Below are 17022 nucleotides of genomic sequence, written 5' to 3' on the forward strand. Positions count from 1 at the left end.
TACATATAACTCTGTAGACATATTGTATATTGTCATCATGTTAAGGGTGTATGAAGAATTGAAAGCCTGTTAAATCAGGCTTTCAAATTTCAGGGGAAGTTACTGATATTTTTCCGGTGACACAAGGTTTTCCGGTGACACAAAGCCTACACAGACCGGTATTGGCTGAGTTTCAGGTTCAGGCTGAAAAAGAAATTCATCAGTGCTATTTATTCTGAGTCTTGGCCAGTCTTGCAAAACACGATGAAAATCTTCTTGTTCACAGGTTTTACCCTTTGTGCCTACCAGAATAGCGCCGTCACGTACAATATCGCTTTCTTTAACATGCCGATTATAGATATTGGGTGCTTGCCCTTCTAGCGTCCAGGGTTGGATCGTTTCCGGCTGACTTGGCGCGTAGAAAGTCAGCCACTGATGCAAGTATTCGCCTCCGACATAATGGAGCGGTGTTGGATAGAGTTGATGCCAGCGCTGTTCCAGTTGCCAGGAAAAATCTTTGATACCTTCAAACTTATGACCAGCGCCACGGACATTGGCCGCCATAATCAGTACATATCCTCCCCAAATCAATATTGCAACGACAGTGAGTCCTTGCAGAGTGCAGCGTAATGATTTTTGTGGAAAACGGGTGATAGAACCAACCAACAACGCTGATGAAACAGACATAAAGGGTTGTAACCATTCAGTCATTCTTCCGCCCTCATTGAATGAGAACCAGCAGTAAATAATCAGTAACGGCAACAGAATAGCGACGTTTACCAGTCGGTTAGATTGCTCTTTCGGCCAGCTAATACGGCCACCAAGCATATAGATAATAATGCCAACAATAATCAGTGGATAAAATACGGATAATAACGATCGGGTGGTGTGTAAATTAAAACCGCTATCTATCTGGGAATCTACCCATTTGAAAGCGGCAAAATCATTGTTCCACAGCCACCAGACGTTAGGTAGTACCAGCATAAACCAGATAATCAGTGCGATATAAAGAGCAGGATGGCGATAGCATTGACGTACTTTAGGTACAAATAGTGTCAGGAGGAAAACCGAGCCAACCAGTGCCAGTGTGGAATATTTTCCCATTGCGGCCAGCCCGGAACTGAGAGCAAATGCCAGCCACCAGCGCGGATTGTCGTACACTGCCCGCAGAAAGAACAGCATAGTCCACGGCCATAACATAATTAGCAGGTAATTGTCGTTATAAGGGATAATGTCAAAATTGATAATACCGGATAGGTTCAATGTCAGCATGGCGAGCCATGCCAGCTCTTTTTTCCCTGTTAGTCGGAATGCCAGATGCCATACACCGAGCATACCAATAGCGATCGCAATGAAGTGAATGAAATACCAGTAAAAACTTAATGAAATACCACTTATATGAATAGCAGGTAGCATCATTGCACCGACTAACCACGGATTTTTAGGTGAACCCCATTCTCCGTTTTTACCCCAGTTCAATGCTTCAACAGCATCATAAGGGACAGTTGGGTCGAATGAATAGCTCACGATAATCCATAACAGAGCATAACCCACTGCCCATAAGTAAACGGGTTTATAGGAAGAAGTATCAGAAATAGGCATATCGATTTATCATTTATTAAAAGCTAAGGCTAATAGGATATTCGCTGATGGTTAAACCATGTATGAATGATAGAAGATTTTGGCTAAAAGATAAGAGTTATCTACGGCGCTTTTCTATACGTGCGGTTTCTGTTAGATTCCGATGCAGCAAGACCCTGATAAACCAAACTGAGTAACAGGCTATGAACCCGTTAAAGAAAAAAGCACCGGCCAGAGCATCTGCTGGTAAACAGAAAAGAAAAAACCGCGAAGAACTAAATGCGGAAGGGCGTGCACGTAAGCGCCAGAAAAAACATCGCGGGAATCCGGCTGGTAGCCGCCATCAGGAGAAAAACAGCGATAAGCATCAATCAGGCAAGAAGCAATCTGATCCACGTTTTGGCAGCAAGGTGCCTGTTCCACTGATTATTGGCGAGCAACCGATGAAACCCGTCGCCGCTAAACCGAAGGCTGAGACCAAACCCCGTTTATTGCCGCAGGAAGAGCTGGCAATGTTGGAAAACGATGATCATCTGGATGCATTGTTGGAACGTCTGGAAAATGGCGAAAAGTTGTCTGAAGAAGAGAATGCTTATGTTGACACTACTCTGGATCGGATTGATGCCCTGATGGAAGAATTGGGGATTAAACTGGATGAGGAAGAGGGTGAAGAAGAGAAGCGGGATGACATTATGCAACTGCTGAAAGGCAACTAGTTTCGTCTTCCATGATCAAAGGCGGGTTAATCCTGATAACCACACTATTAATATGTTATTTGCTGTGGTTATTGGGTAAACTATGGCGATTGTCGCAGCATAAAACCCGGCTGCTCAGAGTCACCGCAGCGCAACACATCAAACACATGGACGCGTTGCGTTTAGACCGGCAAAAACATCGGAAGGAATAAGTATGTTTGAGCAAGCCATCGTTTGGGATCTGCCTTTGATCCAGAAATACAATTATTCAGGCCCCCGTTATACGTCATATCCTACGGCGCTGGAATTCAATCAACAGTATGATAATGCAGCATTTATGCAGGCTGCTGTCCGTTACCCTGAACGACCGCTCTCTCTGTACATTCATATTCCGTTTTGCCATAAGCTCTGTTATTTCTGTGGTTGTAATAAATTGGTAACCCGCCAGAAGCATAAAGCGGATCAATATGTGCAACTGCTTGAACTGGAAATTTGTGAGCGCTCAACGCTGTTTTCTGGCCGTAAAGTTAGCCAGATGCATTGGGGTGGAGGTACGCCAACCTATCTTGATAAAGACCAAATCAGTAAATTGATGGGATTGCTGCGTGACCATTTTGATTTTCTGCCGGATGCTGAAATTTCTATTGAAATTGACCCGCGTGAAATTGAACTGGATATGATTGACCACCTGCGTAGTGAAGGTTTTAACCGTCTGAGTATGGGAGTGCAGGACTTTAATAAAGAAGTACAGCGTCTGGTTAATCGTGAACAGGATGAAGACTTTATCTTTGCTTTGGTCGCGCGCGCTCGTGAAACGGGTTTTAATTCCACCAGTATTGATCTGATCTATGGGTTGCCGAAACAGACATCAGAAAGCTTTGCTTTCACTCTGGAGCGAGTATTAGCGTTAGCTCCGGATAGGATGAGTATTTTCAATTATGCTCATTTGCCGAATTTATTTGCTGCTCAGCGTAAAATCAAAGAGCGCGATTTACCGAGTGCCGAGCAAAAGCTGGATATTTTGCAGGAAACAATTGCAACCCTGACGGGAAATGGCTACCAGTTTATCGGTATGGACCATTTTGCTCGCCCGGATGACGAACTGGCAGTAGCTCAGCGGGAAGGGAAATTACATCGTAATTTTCAGGGTTATACCACTCAGGAAGCATGTGATCTGTTAGGAATGGGAGTTTCTGCGATTAGTATGTTGGGTGATAGCTATTCCCAAAACCAGAAAGAGTTAAAAACCTATTATGCGGAATTGGAAAAACAGGGCCATGCTTTATGGCGTGGTTTAACTTTATCCCAGGATGATTGTATTCGCCGTGATGTTATTAAGGCGCTGATTTGTAACTTCCGCCTGAATTTTGCCGATATTGAGCAACAATATGGGCTGAGTTTTACCCGTTATTTTGCCGAAGATTTGCGATTATTGGTGCCATTGGTTGAAGATGGACTGGTTGACGTGAATAAACAACGGATTCAAGTGATGCCACGGGGCCGGTTACTTATTCGTAATATTTGTATGTGTTTTGATATTTATTTGCGCCAGCAAGTCCGCCAGCGTCAGTTCTCGAGAGTGATTTGATTATTTAGACGTAGTTTTAAATAAAAAATTTTTAACCTCTTTAAAAAGAGGTTTATTTTACATTTAGGTATCTTGTTTTACGCTTTTTTTCTTGGACTTATTAAAATGGTTATTAACGTGATAAATGGTATATACCTGTTACCTTTCAAGTTGCCTCTTTGTTGGCTGCACTCACTCACCCCAGTCATAGAGTTATCTATGCTCCTGGGGATTCGTTCCCTTGCCGTCGCGATGCATCTTGAAATCTATTGGGTATACGTATTTAATCAGTATCATGTTGAAATGATTCGAATTATAAAAATAAAACCGTTTATTTGTTAAAGTAGGGTTTTCACTGAACCTCAATTTCTCTATATCTATTTAAATAATTGGTAGCGTTGTTTTTACTACCTGATTTTCATTAATATTGAATATCACATCAAATTGATTTTTTGGGGAAAATCAGTCTGATGTATTATATTTCAGGCTCTTGGTGAGTATGCAGTAACCAAAGACAACAATAACCAGCCAAATAAGTATAAGGATCGAAAACCATAATGACCAATGCCGTATATTTATAACCAGAGCCAAGCTACATATAAAATAGCAATAATAAGAGGTAAGAACTTAAGAAGTAGGGAAAAAAGGTAAATGGATGCTATAATAGCGGCCACTTTGGCTGGAATTTACCACCATCCAAAATAATCATGGAAAATAAAAAAATTGATCGATAATATTTGCATCATACCAATGAAAAGAGAATAAAATACAATAATTGCAAAAATAATGCGGCACAACTTCATCATCTTAAACCAACCTTATAATTTTAGTCTGAATCTAAATCACAACGGAGGTTGTGATTCTGCGAAAAAATTAGGTTTTTGCTTACTTAATTAGGTAACAACAGTCGCTTGAAATACTGCGTATTTCCTCTGGTTTCTGCTTGCTTGCCAGAATGCACTCTCATTGACGCAATAGGCTGTTATATTATCGATCTGTACAGCTTTACAGTCTCAATCCAGAGATCCTCTTATGAGGACTTTTAAAAATATCCTCGTAACTTCAGTCAGAGTTACGTAACTGCATACATCTGCGTTGGCTGTGTGCCCTGCATTCCAATCAGGTGCATGAGGTTATTGGACTTTTCCTTGTCAGTGAACGCCACTCTTTCAGGTGTGCTCTATTCACTTGTATAAAATTGTAGTTTTCAACTGGTAGGTGATACTGCTGAATCTTGTCTTTTGTCGGTTTTATTTCTTGATTGATTCTAAGTTAATCACATTTGATAATGTTTTTATCAAATGTAATACAGCGAGTCAATCAATTTTGATCTGGCGTGGTGCGAAGGGAAACTTATGGTTTTCAGGGGGATATTGTAAATAATCCCAACATCCCCAGGAATATATTCTAATTTCCTTGTTTTTTATTTGTCGCTTTAAATACAGCGACTGTTCCATATTGTTTTATCGTAACATCCTTAAAATACCTATCTAAGACTTCTTTTAAATCGTCATAGGAATCCGCGTAATTACAAAAAATTCCCTTTTTGTTATAGATATTCATTAAATATCGACCAAGCCAGTTATGTTCAACATCCTTCCCTAAAATGGTAGCACCATGAAGCGTCCCACTATCAGTTAAAGCTTGTGATGCATGTTTAATAATTAACGCTTTTTCATGCATATTTCCCCGCAAGCAATGCAACAGATAATACATAGAAACGGTGTCATACTGCCCTTTTTCACTGTCTGGTAAAGGCATGTATATATCATGCTGTAATACATGGTTTATCCTGTTCACACCGATTCGCTTTGAGGCTGCAGCAAGACTATTTGGATTGAGGTCCAGCAAGGTTATATACCTGTTATCTTTCAAGTTGCCTCTTTGTTGGCTGCTCTCACTCACCCCGGTCACATAGTTATCTATGCTCCCGGGGATTCGCTTCCTTGCCGTCGAGATCCATCTTGAAATCTATTGGGTATAGTGTAAAACAGGGTTAAATTGGCGATTTAAGAGACTGTGATTTAAATAATATATTTGCGTATTTTTTTACTCATTTTTTCATTTTCGGTTATTTAACTGGCTGATAAAAATTTTATTTATAGGTTAAAATGTTATTAAAATTGATTAATTTTTAAAAATATATTATCTATTTAATATTCTTATTCCTCCTTTTTTACTGGGTGTATAAGAATTAATAAAGCCAATTGCTTTTCTCATTTTTTACTAATAGCTTTATAATTGGCAAGTTTTAAACTGTTATTAAAAACCGTTTTTTAGTTTCTGGTTTTAATCGGTATAATAAGGTTTTAACTGTTGATTAAGCCTTTTAAAATAGGATTATACGGTTGATGCTATGATTGTTCAGGTTCATAATTGGGAAAATTTTACACCGATTTACAAGATGGTACGTAATGAGTCAAGACGCATACGAAGCTATTCAGGAAAAGCGCCTAAAGCCTTGGGAAGGTGAAGAAGAAGTTCGATACATTTGGATGAAGGCGATAGAAGGCGCTACTGGCTTTCATTTGAATGCTGAACGAGGACGTAAAGACTTAAGCTATAATCACGTAATCATTGAATTCAAAGCTCCAGGTTTGTTTCGTGGCAAGAAGGATAGCCTTGGCTTTAAAAATGCCACAGAAGAACGGCTTCTGCCATATATACAGCGTGAGTCAGAGAAAACAGGAATTCCCGAATCTGACTTTATTGGGATAGCTATTGACGGTGAGCACATTTGTTTTTCTCAGGTCCATGGCGATCAGATTTATACTCAACACTTAATTCCCTTTTCAACCTACGCGGTCGATTTGGTGATCGACGCTTTTATCTCCGATACGAGAAAAGCTTTAACAACGGAGAACCTATTGGCCGATTTTGGGCATGGGTCAGCAAATGTTCGTGAATTTATGCAAGCTATGTCTGATGGACTGTTTCACTACTTAAAACAGCAAGGTAACAACAAAATTAAAATGCTTTTTGAGGAGTGGAGAGCGCTGTACGGCCAAGTTGCTGATATGTCAATTTTACAGACAGAGGCTATTAACAAAGAAATTGCATTTAGCTGGAATGGTTTTCGGGAAGATTCTACGTCGGCACGGCTATTTGTCATTCATACTTATAATTCGATTTTTATCAAACTGTTAGCTGCTGAAATTGTGTCGGCACACGGATTAACATCATCGACTCAACCTGCTCAGAGTATGTCAGCACAAAAAGATGATGATGAGTTGGTTAATTATTTGGACGACGCTATCGAGAAATCGGCCATTTTCAGGGAAGCGGGTATTAACGGTTTTGTCGAAGAGGTTATTTTTAGCTGGTATCTTGCCCTTGCTCGAAATAAGGTTGTTCCGGCGTTACTCCCCTCCTTGCGGCGGTTGCTCTCGGTGCTGTCTCTATATCGGCTTGATCATTTATCCAGGACAAGGGATGTTTTGCGAGATCTATACCAAAGCCTTGTACCAGGCAAACTCAGGCAGAGCCTTGGTGAATTCTACACTCCAGACTGGTTGGTTGATTTCACGCTTCAGAGAGCGACTAACGACACACTATTAGAGAAGCGTGTGTTAGATCCTACCTGTGGCTCTGGCGCATTTTTGCTGGCGGTGATCCGTAAAAAACGTGAGTTGGCGGCCCTGCAAGGGTGGAGTGTGTCTAAAGTTATCAAAAACCTATGTGATAGTGTATGGGGTTTTGATTTGAATCCACTCGCTGTTCAGACTGCTCGTGTAAATTTCCTTATGGAAATTGCAGACCTTCTCGCTGCATGTCCAGGAATAGATATTGAGGTTCCTGTACTAATGGCTGATGCCATTTATTCACCTGCTGAGATCCCCTCCGGAGAAAATAGAATTGTTGAATACAACATCGGGAGTCAGGTAGCTAAACTGAATATTCTCTTGCCTGTCGAGTTGGCCTTAAACAGAGAACGCCTCGATTTTGTGTTTGAACGAATGGGTAAAGATGTTGAGCAGGGATTGGCGTTCGCCAAATCCAGCCAAAAACTGATAGCAGCAGGTATCGTCACCCAAGAAGAGTTATCGGATTGGGACAAACCACTCCGACACACTTATGATCAAGTGTTAAATCTACACAGACGGCAATGGAACGGTATTTGGTTCCGTATTGTCAGGAACTTTTTCTGGTCAGCGTCAGCAGGCAAATTTGATTTAGTTATTGGAAATCCTCCTTGGGTTAGATGGTCAAAGCTACCCGATCTTTATCGTGAACGTGTTAAACCAACGTGTGAAGGCTATGGTATTTTTTCTAAGACCAAACGTCATGGTGGGAATGAACTCGATATATCCGCCATGATAACCTACACGGTCTCCGACAAATGGTTGGATGTAGACGGCAAACTGGCGTTTGTCATCACGGGCACACTTTTTAAGAACCCATCATCAGCAGGTTTTAGAACATTCAAGCTAGAGCCACAACGTGAGGATTCGCTTTATCTTCAACCATTGTCTGTTGATGACATGAAGGGATTAAAACCATTTGAAGATGCAAGCAACCACACGTCAGTTGTGCTGTTCCGGAAATCCATCGTTACTGCACAATATCCTGTGACTTACAAGGTATGGTCAGCTAATCCTGGTCACAGGAAAGCTATTAGGGCCAGCACACCTCTTAATGATGTGCTGAAAGTTATTTCGCACACGACAAAAGAAGCGTTTCCGGTTGGTGATGAAGGTTCTCCATGGGCAATACTCGAACCTGGACGCTTCAATGCGATTAAATACCTATCATCACAGTGTGAATGGACTAAGGGGCGAAAGGGTATCACCACAGATCTTAATGGAGTTTATTTTGTTCCAATCTTGCAAAATAATGGCACTCTCGTCCAGATTCAAAGCCGCCCTGAGGCTGGTCGGAAAGATATTGGGTCACAGAAAACTCAATGGGTAGAACCTAATATGCTTTACCCCTTAATTAAGGGGGCGAGTGATTTTGATGAGTGCTACTTGAAACTTTCTGCTCCAGATTACGATGATGTTGAACAAAGACTGTTTACGTTTGTACCAAATACGGGAATTTCAAATGCGGAGTACCAGAGTGCAGATGCACAGTTGCATTCTCCGAAACTGAAGAAAACCTCAATATGGTTTAAGGGATTTGAGAGACTCTTACTGGAGCGTTCTACCTATCGTCGCCAGATGAAAGGTGCCCCTTACCATGCGGTTTATAACGTTGGTGATTATACCTTCAAACCGTGGAAAGTGATCTGGCCGGAAATGTCTTCATCGTTTTATGCAGCGGTTGCGAGCTCTCAGAACGTACCTATTGTTGGTGAGCGTGTTTATATTCCAGACCACAAAGTATACTTTGCGTCCTTCGATGACAAAGAAATGGCATATTATTTGTGTGGATTATTGAACTCACCAACAGTTCAAGAATGGATTGATAGCCACAATGTATCTATTCAGGTTGCGGATGTATTTAAACACCTATCACTACCTGATTTTGATATTACCAACACGATGCACACTAGCCTTGCTGCGCTTGTTGAGGAGGCTCATCAGTGTCATGACAAAACAGAACGTCAGAAGATTATCAAGCGAATAAAATCGGTCGCGGAAAATGTTTTGATCGCTTGGAGTTTAACGCTCGTAGAATAGTTGACAAAGGTAAGTTGACTATATATGGCAAGTAGCCTTCATGACGGCTTTCAGAAGATCAAGAAGCCCCGCTATATGTCAACGGATTCCTGATCAGGAATATGAACGAACAGCTTATTGAGTTGTGGCAGAGTCGGAAGTGTTAATGAACGACGGTGTAGATATATCAACACGGGTAATAAAGATAGAGGCAGGGTGATTATAGCCCTGTCTTAACCATAAAATCCTGATGTCCATCAAAAGCTATTCTCTCCTTACTCCAACCCCAATTCTTTTAATTTTCGTGCAATAGTATTGCGTCCCCAACCTAGTAATCGGGCAGCCTCTTGTTTATGTCCTTTGGTATGTTTAAGCGTACAGTTGAGTAAAGTACGCTCTAATAACGGTAATGCTTCAGATAGTAGATCCTGCTGACCATTTTCCAACGCACTTGTGGCCCAATGAGCAAGTAGCTGCGGCCAGTCTTCCGGCATTGTATTTATAGGTATTGTATTTGCGGGTATTGCCGTGCCGGTTTCGGCATGATGGGGTTCAAATAATTCAGGCGGCAAATCTTGTACCAGCACCTCCTGGCTTGCCGCCATGACTGTTAGCCAGCGGCAGATGTTTTCTAACTGGCGGACATTACCTGGCCAGGGTAAACGCATTAAGGCAATTTCTGCGTCAGGATGTAGAACCTTTGTTTCTACGCTTAGCTCTTTAGCGGTCTGTTGCAGGAAGTAGCGGGTCAGGCGGGGGATATCTTCCACTCTATCGCGTAGAGGAGGTAGTTGCATACGAATAACATTCAGACGGTGATACAAATCTTCACGGAATTTGCCTTTTGCTACCAAACATTCTAGATCTTGATGGGTTGCAGCGATAATTCGTACATCTACTTTTACCGGTGCGTAACCGCCAATCCGGTAAAACTGGCCTTCTGCTAATACTCGTAACAGGCGAGTCTGAATGTCCAGTGGCATATCCCCAATTTCATCAAGAAACAGCGAACCGTTATTGGCCTGTTCAAATCGTCCGTGACGTACCTGATTGGCGCCAGTAAAAGCGCCTTTTTCATGACCAAATAGCTCTGATTCAATCAAATCCTTGGGAATCGCTGCCATATTGAGCGCAATAAATGGTTTATTAGCCCGTGGACTGTGGCGATGCAGGGCGTGGGCCACCAATTCTTTTCCTGTACCGGATTCGCCATTAATCAGGACACTGATAGAAGAACGGGAGAGGCGGCCAATGATACGGTAAACGTCCTGCATGGCAGGCGCTTCACCTATCATGTCGGAAACTGGTGTGACGGCCTGCGGGTTTCTGGTTGGTTGATTCTGTTCGCGGGAGTGGCTAAGCGCCCGTTCCAGCAGTGCGACTGTTTCATCAATATCAAAGGGTTTTGGTAAGTAATCAAAAGCCCCTTGCTGATAGGCACTGACTGCGGCATCCAGATCTGAGTGGGCAGTCATAATGATGACGGGCAGTAATGGATTATTCTGCTTGATGTTATTCAGCAGGTTTAGTCCATTCATTCCCGGCATACGGATATCCGAAATCAAGACATCAGGCGTGGTTTGCGCCAGTGCGGTCAATACGCTATCAGCATCTGCAAAGCTGGTACATTCCATTCCCGCACTGCTTAACGCCCGCTCAAGTACCCAGCGGATTGAGTTATCATCATCAACGATCCAGATTTTTCCCGGTTGCATAGTTATCCTCTATTTCTTGATCGGTAAGTAGATAGAAAATTCTGTGTGCCCCGGCCAACTGGTAAATTCTATTTTGCCGGAGTGTTGATCTATCAAGCTGCGAGCAATCGATAGACCAAGACCTGTTCCACCTTCATGAGCACTGACCATCGGGTAAAATAAGGTGTCCTGAATCTGTGGCGGGATACCCGGCCCGTTATCTTCCACGTCAATTCTGGCCGCCAGACGATAGCGTTCACCATGTAGGGTGATCTGAAAGGCGGTACGGGTACGCAGGGTAATAGAACCTCCCTGTTTTCCCAGTGCTTGCAAGGCATTACGGGTGATGTTCAGTAAAACTTGTTCAATCTGATCAGGGTAGTGGGCCAGTTCTGGCAGGCTGGGATCGTAATCTTTTATTAGTGTCACGTTATCCGGCATTTCCAGTGAGACTAACTGGTAGACCCGCTCAGCAACATAATGAATGCTTTGCTTAATTTGTTCGCCCGGATGTTGTGGCCCAAGTAGTCTGTCTACCAGATGACGTAACCGGTCGGCTTGTTCAATAATCACTTGGGTATATTCCTGTAAAGCAGGGTCAGGCAGCGCTCTTGAAAGTAATTGCGCGGCTCCCCTCAGCCCGCCGAGGGGATTTTTGATTTCATGTGCCAGCCCCCGAACCAATTCCCGTGCAGCTATCTGTTGGGCTTGTTGTACCTGCTCTTGGCTTAACCGGCGTTGACTATCCATAGGTGCCAGTTCCAGCAAGATGAACTGCTCGGAAATCGGTTGGGCACTGAGCGACATGATGTGAGAGCGGTTATCAACCACTAACGTCACTTCGTTATCAGTGAAACTCTGACCACTGACCAGACTGGAGTGCATCAATTCTGTATCCAGTGAAAAATAACTAAACAATACTGGAAGAGGTGTACCAAATAGTTTACGAGCACTCTGAGCTAATAATTGCAGTGCTGAATGGTTGGCGTAACGGATCACAAGGTCAGTATCCAGTACCAGCACGCTGTTAATCAGTGAGTTTAGTATTTGCCCAGTATCGGGCAGATTTTCCGTTTTCATCTGGTTACACTCCTGCACCTTTTTGGTGCACTGTATCATGTTCGAGCGTAAAACCCAGCAAAAGCCTGAACTCGGAAAGTGGGAAAAAGGCCCATCCGAAGATGGGCTAAAGGTTTCACGGCAACAAAAAATGATCAGCAGGAATAGGGCTGTTAGTTACACGCTGTAATACAGCTCAAACTCTAGTGGATGTGGTGTCAGGCGGACACGTTCCATTTCGCTGTTTTTCAATTCAATATAAGCATCAATGGCGTCGTCGGTGAATACACCACCGCGAGTCAAGAATTCGCGGTCAGTATCCAGTGCTGCCAAGGCTTCATCCAGAGAAGAAGCGACAGTTGGGATCTCTTTGGCTTCTTCTGGTGGCAGGTCATATAAGTTTTTATCCATTGCATCACCCGGATGGATTTTGTTGATAATACCATCAAGACCTGCCATCAATTGAGCAGCAAAAGCCAGATAAGGGTTAGCTGCCGGATCAGGGAAACGTATTTCAATACGGCGGGCCTTGGTGCTTGCCACAACAGGAATACGGATAGATGCAGAACGGTTACGGGCAGAGTAGGCCAGCATAACGGGTGCTTCATAGCCTGGAACCAGACGTTTATAGGAGTTGGTTGTCGGGTTGGTAAACGCATTCAGTGCACGGGCATGTTTGATAATACCGCCGATGTAGAATAGCGCTAGTTCGGACAGGCCACCGTATTTGTCACCGGCAAACAGGTTAGTGCCGTTTTTGGACAGGGACATGTGGCAATGCATACCGGAACCATTATCGCCAACCAGCGGTTTTGGCATAAAGGTTGCGGTCTTGCCAAAGTTGTGCGCCACATTATGCACGACGTATTTGTAAATCTGAGTTTCGTCAGCTTTTTTGGTCATGGTGTTGAAACGGGTCGCGATTTCATTTTGACCAGCGGTTCCAACTTCATGATGGTGAGCTTCTACCACCAACCCCATCTCTTCCATGGTTAGACACATGGCTGAACGCAAATCTTGAGAAGAATCAACGGGAGGCACTGGGGCGTAACCGCCTTTTACTGCTGGTCGATGGCCTTTGTTGCCACCTTCGTATTGAGTCCCAGAGTTCCATGCGGCTTCGATATCATCAAGATGATAGTAAGAACCTGACATGGAACTGCCAAAGCGCACGTCATCAAACAGGAAGAATTCAGGTTCCGGTCCACACAGGACGGTATCTGCAATTCCGCTTGAACGTAGGAAATCTTCAGCGCGTTTGGATATGGAACGAGGGTCGCGGTCATAACCTTGCATGGTGCCTGGTTCCAGGATATCGCAACGTAGGATCAGCGTGGCATCATCAAAGAAGGGATCAAGCATGGCTGTACTTGGATCTGGCATCAGCACCATGTCAGATTCGTTAATGCCTTTCCACCCGCCAATTGAGGAGCCGTCGAACATTTTGCCATCTTCAAAGAAGTCTGCATTAACCTGATGAGCAGGAATGGTCATATGCTGTTCTTTGCCTTTGGTATCAGTGAAACGCAAATCAATAAACTTCACCTGATGTTCTTCAATCATGGTTAAAACATGTTCAGCGGACATACTCGGTTTCTCCTGGTTTGTGTCGGTCTTGATAAAATGGTTGTGATAAGACTTAAAGAAAACACAGTTATACCCGTTATCTTTCAAGTTGCCTCTTTATTGGCTGCACTCACTTCGGTCACAGAGTTATCTATGCTCCCGGGGATGCGTTCTCTTGCCGTCGCGATACATTTTGAAATCCATTGGGTATATATCATTTTACCTTAACAAGGCTATTTACTCGTTTGCAAACTATTATGTGTTTGTGAACGATTTGCGAAAAGCGTGCCAACTTTCTAACACCTTGCAATATACTGTGTTATGGGGATGCCTATGATAGGATATCCTGATGTTTAGTGGAATTGCACTATTTTGGTGCAATCATGTTACTATCGCGCATCATGTTAGTGCGTTTGTGCTGAAAATGCGTCTGTTTATGGGCGTGAAAAGGATCACAATTCCATAGGTACCAAGTTGTGAAGAATAGATTATTGTGATCCTGTTTAGTCCTTCGACCAATGTGTGTACAATAGCGCGCCATTTCTAAATGCCTGAGGCAAAGTTTGTGATCGAAAAATTGCGTAATATCGCCATCATCGCGCATGTTGACCACGGTAAAACCACCCTGGTTGACAAGCTGCTGCAACAATCCGGTACTTTCGGTGACCGTGCGACAGCGACAGAGCGTGTGATGGACTCCAATGATCTGGAGAAAGAGCGTGGAATTACTATCCTCGCAAAAAATACCGCCATTAAATGGAATGACTACCGTATTAATATCGTAGACACTCCGGGACATGCCGATTTCGGCGGTGAAGTAGAACGTGTTATGTCTATGGTTGACAGCGTACTGTTGCTGGTCGATGCCATGGATGGGCCAATGCCTCAGACCCGTTTTGTGACACAGAAAGCGTTCGCTCATGGTTTGAAACCGATTGTGGTCATTAACAAAGTTGACCGTCCAGGTGCTCGCCCTGATTGGGTTGTCGATCAGGTATTTGACCTGTTTGTCAATTTGGGTGCGACTGACGAACAACTGGACTTCCCAATTATCTATGCATCTGCATTGATGGGGATTGCTGGTACTGATCATGAAGATATGGCGGAAGATATGACGCCGTTATATCAGGCGATTGTTGAGCATGTAGAGCCACCGAAAGTTGACCTTAATGGCTCGTTCCAGATGCAGATCTCTCAGCTGGATTACAACAACTATGTTGGCGTTATCGGGATTGGCCGTATCAAGCGCGGTACAGTTAAACCAAACCAGAACGTCACTATTATTGATAGCGAAGGGAAAACCCGGAACGGCAAAATTGGTAAGGTGCTGGGCCACTTGGGTCTGGAGCGTATTGAGAGCGAGCAAGCTGAAGCCGGTGACATCATTGCGATTACTGGTTTGGGCGAGCTGAATATTTCTGATACTTTGTGTGATATTAGTGCTGTTGAAGCGCTGCCACCGCTGGCTGTTGATGAGCCGACGGTAAGTATGTACTTCTGTGTTAACACTTCTCCTTTCTGTGGTCGTGAAGGCAAATATGTGACTTCTCGTCAGATCCTTGAGCGCCTGAAGAAAGAGCTGGTTCATAACGTGGCACTGCGTGTCGAAGAAACAGAAGATCCGGATGCGTTCCGTGTTTCTGGCCGTGGTGAATTACACTTATCTGTTCTGATTGAGAACATGCGTCGTGAAGGTTTTGAACTGGCGGTATCCCGTCCGAAAGTTATCTTCCGTGAGATCGATGGCCGTAAACAAGAGCCATTTGAACAGGTGACGCTGGATATTGAAGAGCAGCATCAGGGTGATGTAATGCAGGCGTTGGGTGAGCGTAAAGCTGATCTGCGTGATATGTTGCCAGACGGTAAAGGCCGTGTGCGCCTTGATTATGTTATTCCAAGCCGTGGTTTGATTGGTTTCCGTACTGAGTTCATGACGATGACTTCCGGTACGGGTTTGCTGTATGCAACATTCAGCCACTATGATGATATTCGTCCAGGTGAAATTGGTCGCCGTCAGAACGGTGTGATGATTTCTAATGGTCAGGGTAAAGCGGTTGCTTATGCGCTTTACAGCTTACAGGATCGCGGTAAGTTGTTCTTGGGCCATGGTGCAGAAGTGTATGAAGGCCAGGTGATCGGTATTCATTCCCGTTCAAATGATCTGACAGTTAACTGTCTGACGGGTAAAAAACTGACGAACGTCCGTGCGTCAGGCACTGACGAAGCGACAACCCTGTCTCCACATATTAAGAAAACCTTGGAGCAGGCTCTGGAGTTTATTGATGATGACGAGCTGGTAGAAGTGACCCCTGTGTCTATTCGCCTGCGTAAACGCCATCTGACAGAAAACGAACGTCGTCGTGCGTACCGCAGTAAAGAGGCATCGTAATCTTACTGTGATACTAATGCTTAGGGCGCCGACGGCGCCCTGAGTTTTTTAATTTTAAACAATAAGATTATTTACCCAGCAATTGGTAGAACGTTGGGTTGTCATCACATTGCCCGCCACCACACTCCAGAACGGTAGAGATTAAATTTGCTGCAATTAATAGGACAAATAAACCAATAAGAATCTGACCGAAAACCGGTGCGTTTTCCTTTTCTTCGGTTGTTTTTTCCAGACTTTTTAATATCAGCATGACTGATATGGCAATTATAGCAATAATGGAGGAAAGGAGTGCCCAAGTATAAAAATGTAGACCAAAAAGGGCGGAACCATAACCGGTATCACCGGGCATTATATGTAAAAACACTTGTCGGATCGCAATAATCCCAGTCACGATACAGCCAATAAGTGCGATACCGTAATGCGCGCTTTTAATACCAAAGCGTAGATTAAATAAGAAACCAAATCCTATCATTATCATGCCTGTCCGTTGTAACAAACATAATGGGCAAGGCAGTTCTGAAAGGACTAACTGATAATAGAAGGCAACGGTAAGTGCGGCACTAATACCAAATAATCCAATGATGTTGAATATCGTGCCGTAGCTGATTTTCTGTTTTGTTGCTAATACCTGATTCATCCGATTGTCTCCAGTTAAAAAGATAGATTTAACGAATCAGTTGCATGATGGATAAACCAAGCTACAGTCGTCACCAAAAGAAGACCCCATAGGGTATAACTTGTTTTATACTTGCCATATAGGGTGGTGATAACCGCAAATAATGCGAGTAAAAAAGGTAAAAACATATACATGGTTGGTTCTCCTGTTTTTTAAGAACATTTAAGACCTTTCCCTGTAGTAGATTGCGTTCTTCAGGGTAGGGAATTCATCGTA

Annotated in this window: 11 protein-coding genes; 4 read left to right on the forward strand and 7 right to left on the reverse strand. The window is 43.4% G+C overall.

Annotated features, from left to right (window positions below; translation table 11 throughout):
- Window positions 1–99 precede the first annotated feature (99 nt).
- On the reverse strand, window positions 100–1581 hold the full coding sequence (locus EAE89_RS00370; RefSeq protein ID WP_149616862.1) for an ArnT family glycosyltransferase: 1482 nt from the start codon (window positions 1579–1581) through the stop codon (window positions 100–102).
- A gap of 182 nt (window positions 1582–1763) precedes the next feature.
- On the opposite strand from EAE89_RS00370, the gene yihI reads away from it, so the two are divergent.
- Both yihI and hemN read left to right on the forward strand, forming a co-directional pair.
- Complete coding sequence (yihI, locus tag EAE89_RS00375; RefSeq protein ID WP_054476388.1) at window positions 1764–2276, forward strand: Der GTPase-activating protein YihI; 513 nt, start codon at window positions 1764–1766, stop codon at window positions 2274–2276.
- Between the two features lie 193 nt (window positions 2277–2469).
- A complete protein-coding gene (gene hemN / locus EAE89_RS00380; protein ID WP_054476390.1) occupies window positions 2470–3843 on the forward strand; it encodes an oxygen-independent coproporphyrinogen III oxidase in 1374 nt (457 codons plus the stop codon).
- 1386 nt (window positions 3844–5229) lie between these two features.
- On the opposite strand, the gene EAE89_RS00385 is transcribed toward hemN, so the two are convergent.
- On the reverse strand, window positions 5230–5727 hold the full coding sequence (locus EAE89_RS00385) for a class I SAM-dependent methyltransferase (protein WP_342345850.1): 498 nt from the start codon (window positions 5725–5727) through the stop codon (window positions 5230–5232).
- Between the two features lie 509 nt (window positions 5728–6236).
- Between EAE89_RS00385 and EAE89_RS00390 the strand changes: the two genes are divergently transcribed.
- On the forward strand, window positions 6237–9443 hold the full coding sequence (locus EAE89_RS00390) for an Eco57I restriction-modification methylase domain-containing protein (RefSeq protein ID WP_214085168.1): 3207 nt from the start codon (window positions 6237–6239) through the stop codon (window positions 9441–9443).
- A gap of 254 nt (window positions 9444–9697) precedes the next feature.
- Here EAE89_RS00390 and glnG read toward each other — a convergent pair whose 3' ends face one another.
- The 3 genes from glnG to glnA form a co-directional block, all read right to left on the reverse strand.
- A complete protein-coding gene (gene glnG / locus EAE89_RS00395) occupies window positions 9698–11137 on the reverse strand; it encodes a nitrogen regulation protein NR(I) (RefSeq protein WP_214085169.1) in 1440 nt (479 codons plus the stop codon).
- A 9-nt stretch (window positions 11138–11146) separates the two neighbouring features.
- The gene (glnL, locus tag EAE89_RS00400) at window positions 11147–12196 is read right to left on the reverse strand and encodes a nitrogen regulation protein NR(II) (protein WP_054476400.1); all 1050 of its coding nucleotides are present in this window, start codon (window positions 12194–12196) and stop codon (window positions 11147–11149) included.
- A 156-nt stretch (window positions 12197–12352) separates the two neighbouring features.
- Window positions 12353–13762 carry a glutamate--ammonia ligase gene (gene glnA / locus EAE89_RS00405; RefSeq protein ID WP_054476401.1) on the reverse strand — a complete coding sequence of 470 codons (1410 nt, stop codon included), beginning with the start codon at window positions 13760–13762 and terminating at the stop codon, window positions 12353–12355.
- Between the two features lie 526 nt (window positions 13763–14288).
- On the opposite strand from glnA, the gene typA reads away from it, so the two are divergent.
- Entirely contained in the window at window positions 14289–16130 is a 1842-nt protein-coding gene (gene typA, locus EAE89_RS00410; RefSeq protein WP_054476402.1) for a ribosome-dependent GTPase TypA, read from the forward strand.
- A 67-nt stretch (window positions 16131–16197) separates the two neighbouring features.
- Here the strand turns inward: typA and EAE89_RS00415 are convergent, their stop codons facing one another.
- A complete protein-coding gene (locus tag EAE89_RS00415) occupies window positions 16198–16767 on the reverse strand; it encodes a disulfide bond formation protein B (RefSeq protein WP_054476403.1) in 570 nt (189 codons plus the stop codon).
- Between the two features lie 14 nt (window positions 16768–16781).
- A complete protein-coding gene (locus tag EAE89_RS23400; RefSeq protein WP_219847624.1) occupies window positions 16782–16940 on the reverse strand; it encodes a DUF5993 family protein in 159 nt (52 codons plus the stop codon).
- Window positions 16941–17022 lie beyond the last annotated feature (82 nt).

The organism is Photorhabdus heterorhabditis (assembly GCF_018448905.1).
Taxonomy (GTDB): Bacteria; Pseudomonadota; Gammaproteobacteria; order Enterobacterales; family Enterobacteriaceae; genus Photorhabdus; species Photorhabdus heterorhabditis.

Bases quoted from the DNA above. Each gene is read 5' to 3' on its own strand.
- EAE89_RS00370 (WP_149616862.1), bottom strand. From the start codon at position 1,581: ATGCCTATTTCTGATACTTCTTCCTATAAACCCGTTTACTTATGGGCA.
- yihI (WP_054476388.1), top strand. From the start codon at position 1,764: ATGAACCCGTTAAAGAAAAAAGCACCGGCCAGAGCATCTGCTGGTAAA.
- hemN (WP_054476390.1), top strand. From the start codon at position 2,470: ATGTTTGAGCAAGCCATCGTTTGGGATCTGCCTTTGATCCAGAAATAC.
- EAE89_RS00390 (WP_214085168.1), top strand. From the start codon at position 6,237: ATGAGTCAAGACGCATACGAAGCTATTCAGGAAAAGCGCCTAAAGCCT.
- glnG (WP_214085169.1), bottom strand. From the start codon at position 11,137: ATGCAACCGGGAAAAATCTGGATCGTTGATGATGATAACTCAATCCGC.
- glnL (WP_054476400.1), bottom strand. From the start codon at position 12,196: ATGAAAACGGAAAATCTGCCCGATACTGGGCAAATACTAAACTCACTG.
- glnA (WP_054476401.1), bottom strand. From the start codon at position 13,762: ATGTCCGCTGAACATGTTTTAACCATGATTGAAGAACATCAGGTGAAG.
- typA (WP_054476402.1), top strand. From the start codon at position 14,289: ATGCCTGAGGCAAAGTTTGTGATCGAAAAATTGCGTAATATCGCCATC.
- EAE89_RS00415 (WP_054476403.1), bottom strand. From the start codon at position 16,767: ATGAATCAGGTATTAGCAACAAAACAGAAAATCAGCTACGGCACGATA.
- EAE89_RS23400 (WP_219847624.1), bottom strand. From the start codon at position 16,940: ATGTATATGTTTTTACCTTTTTTACTCGCATTATTTGCGGTTATCACC.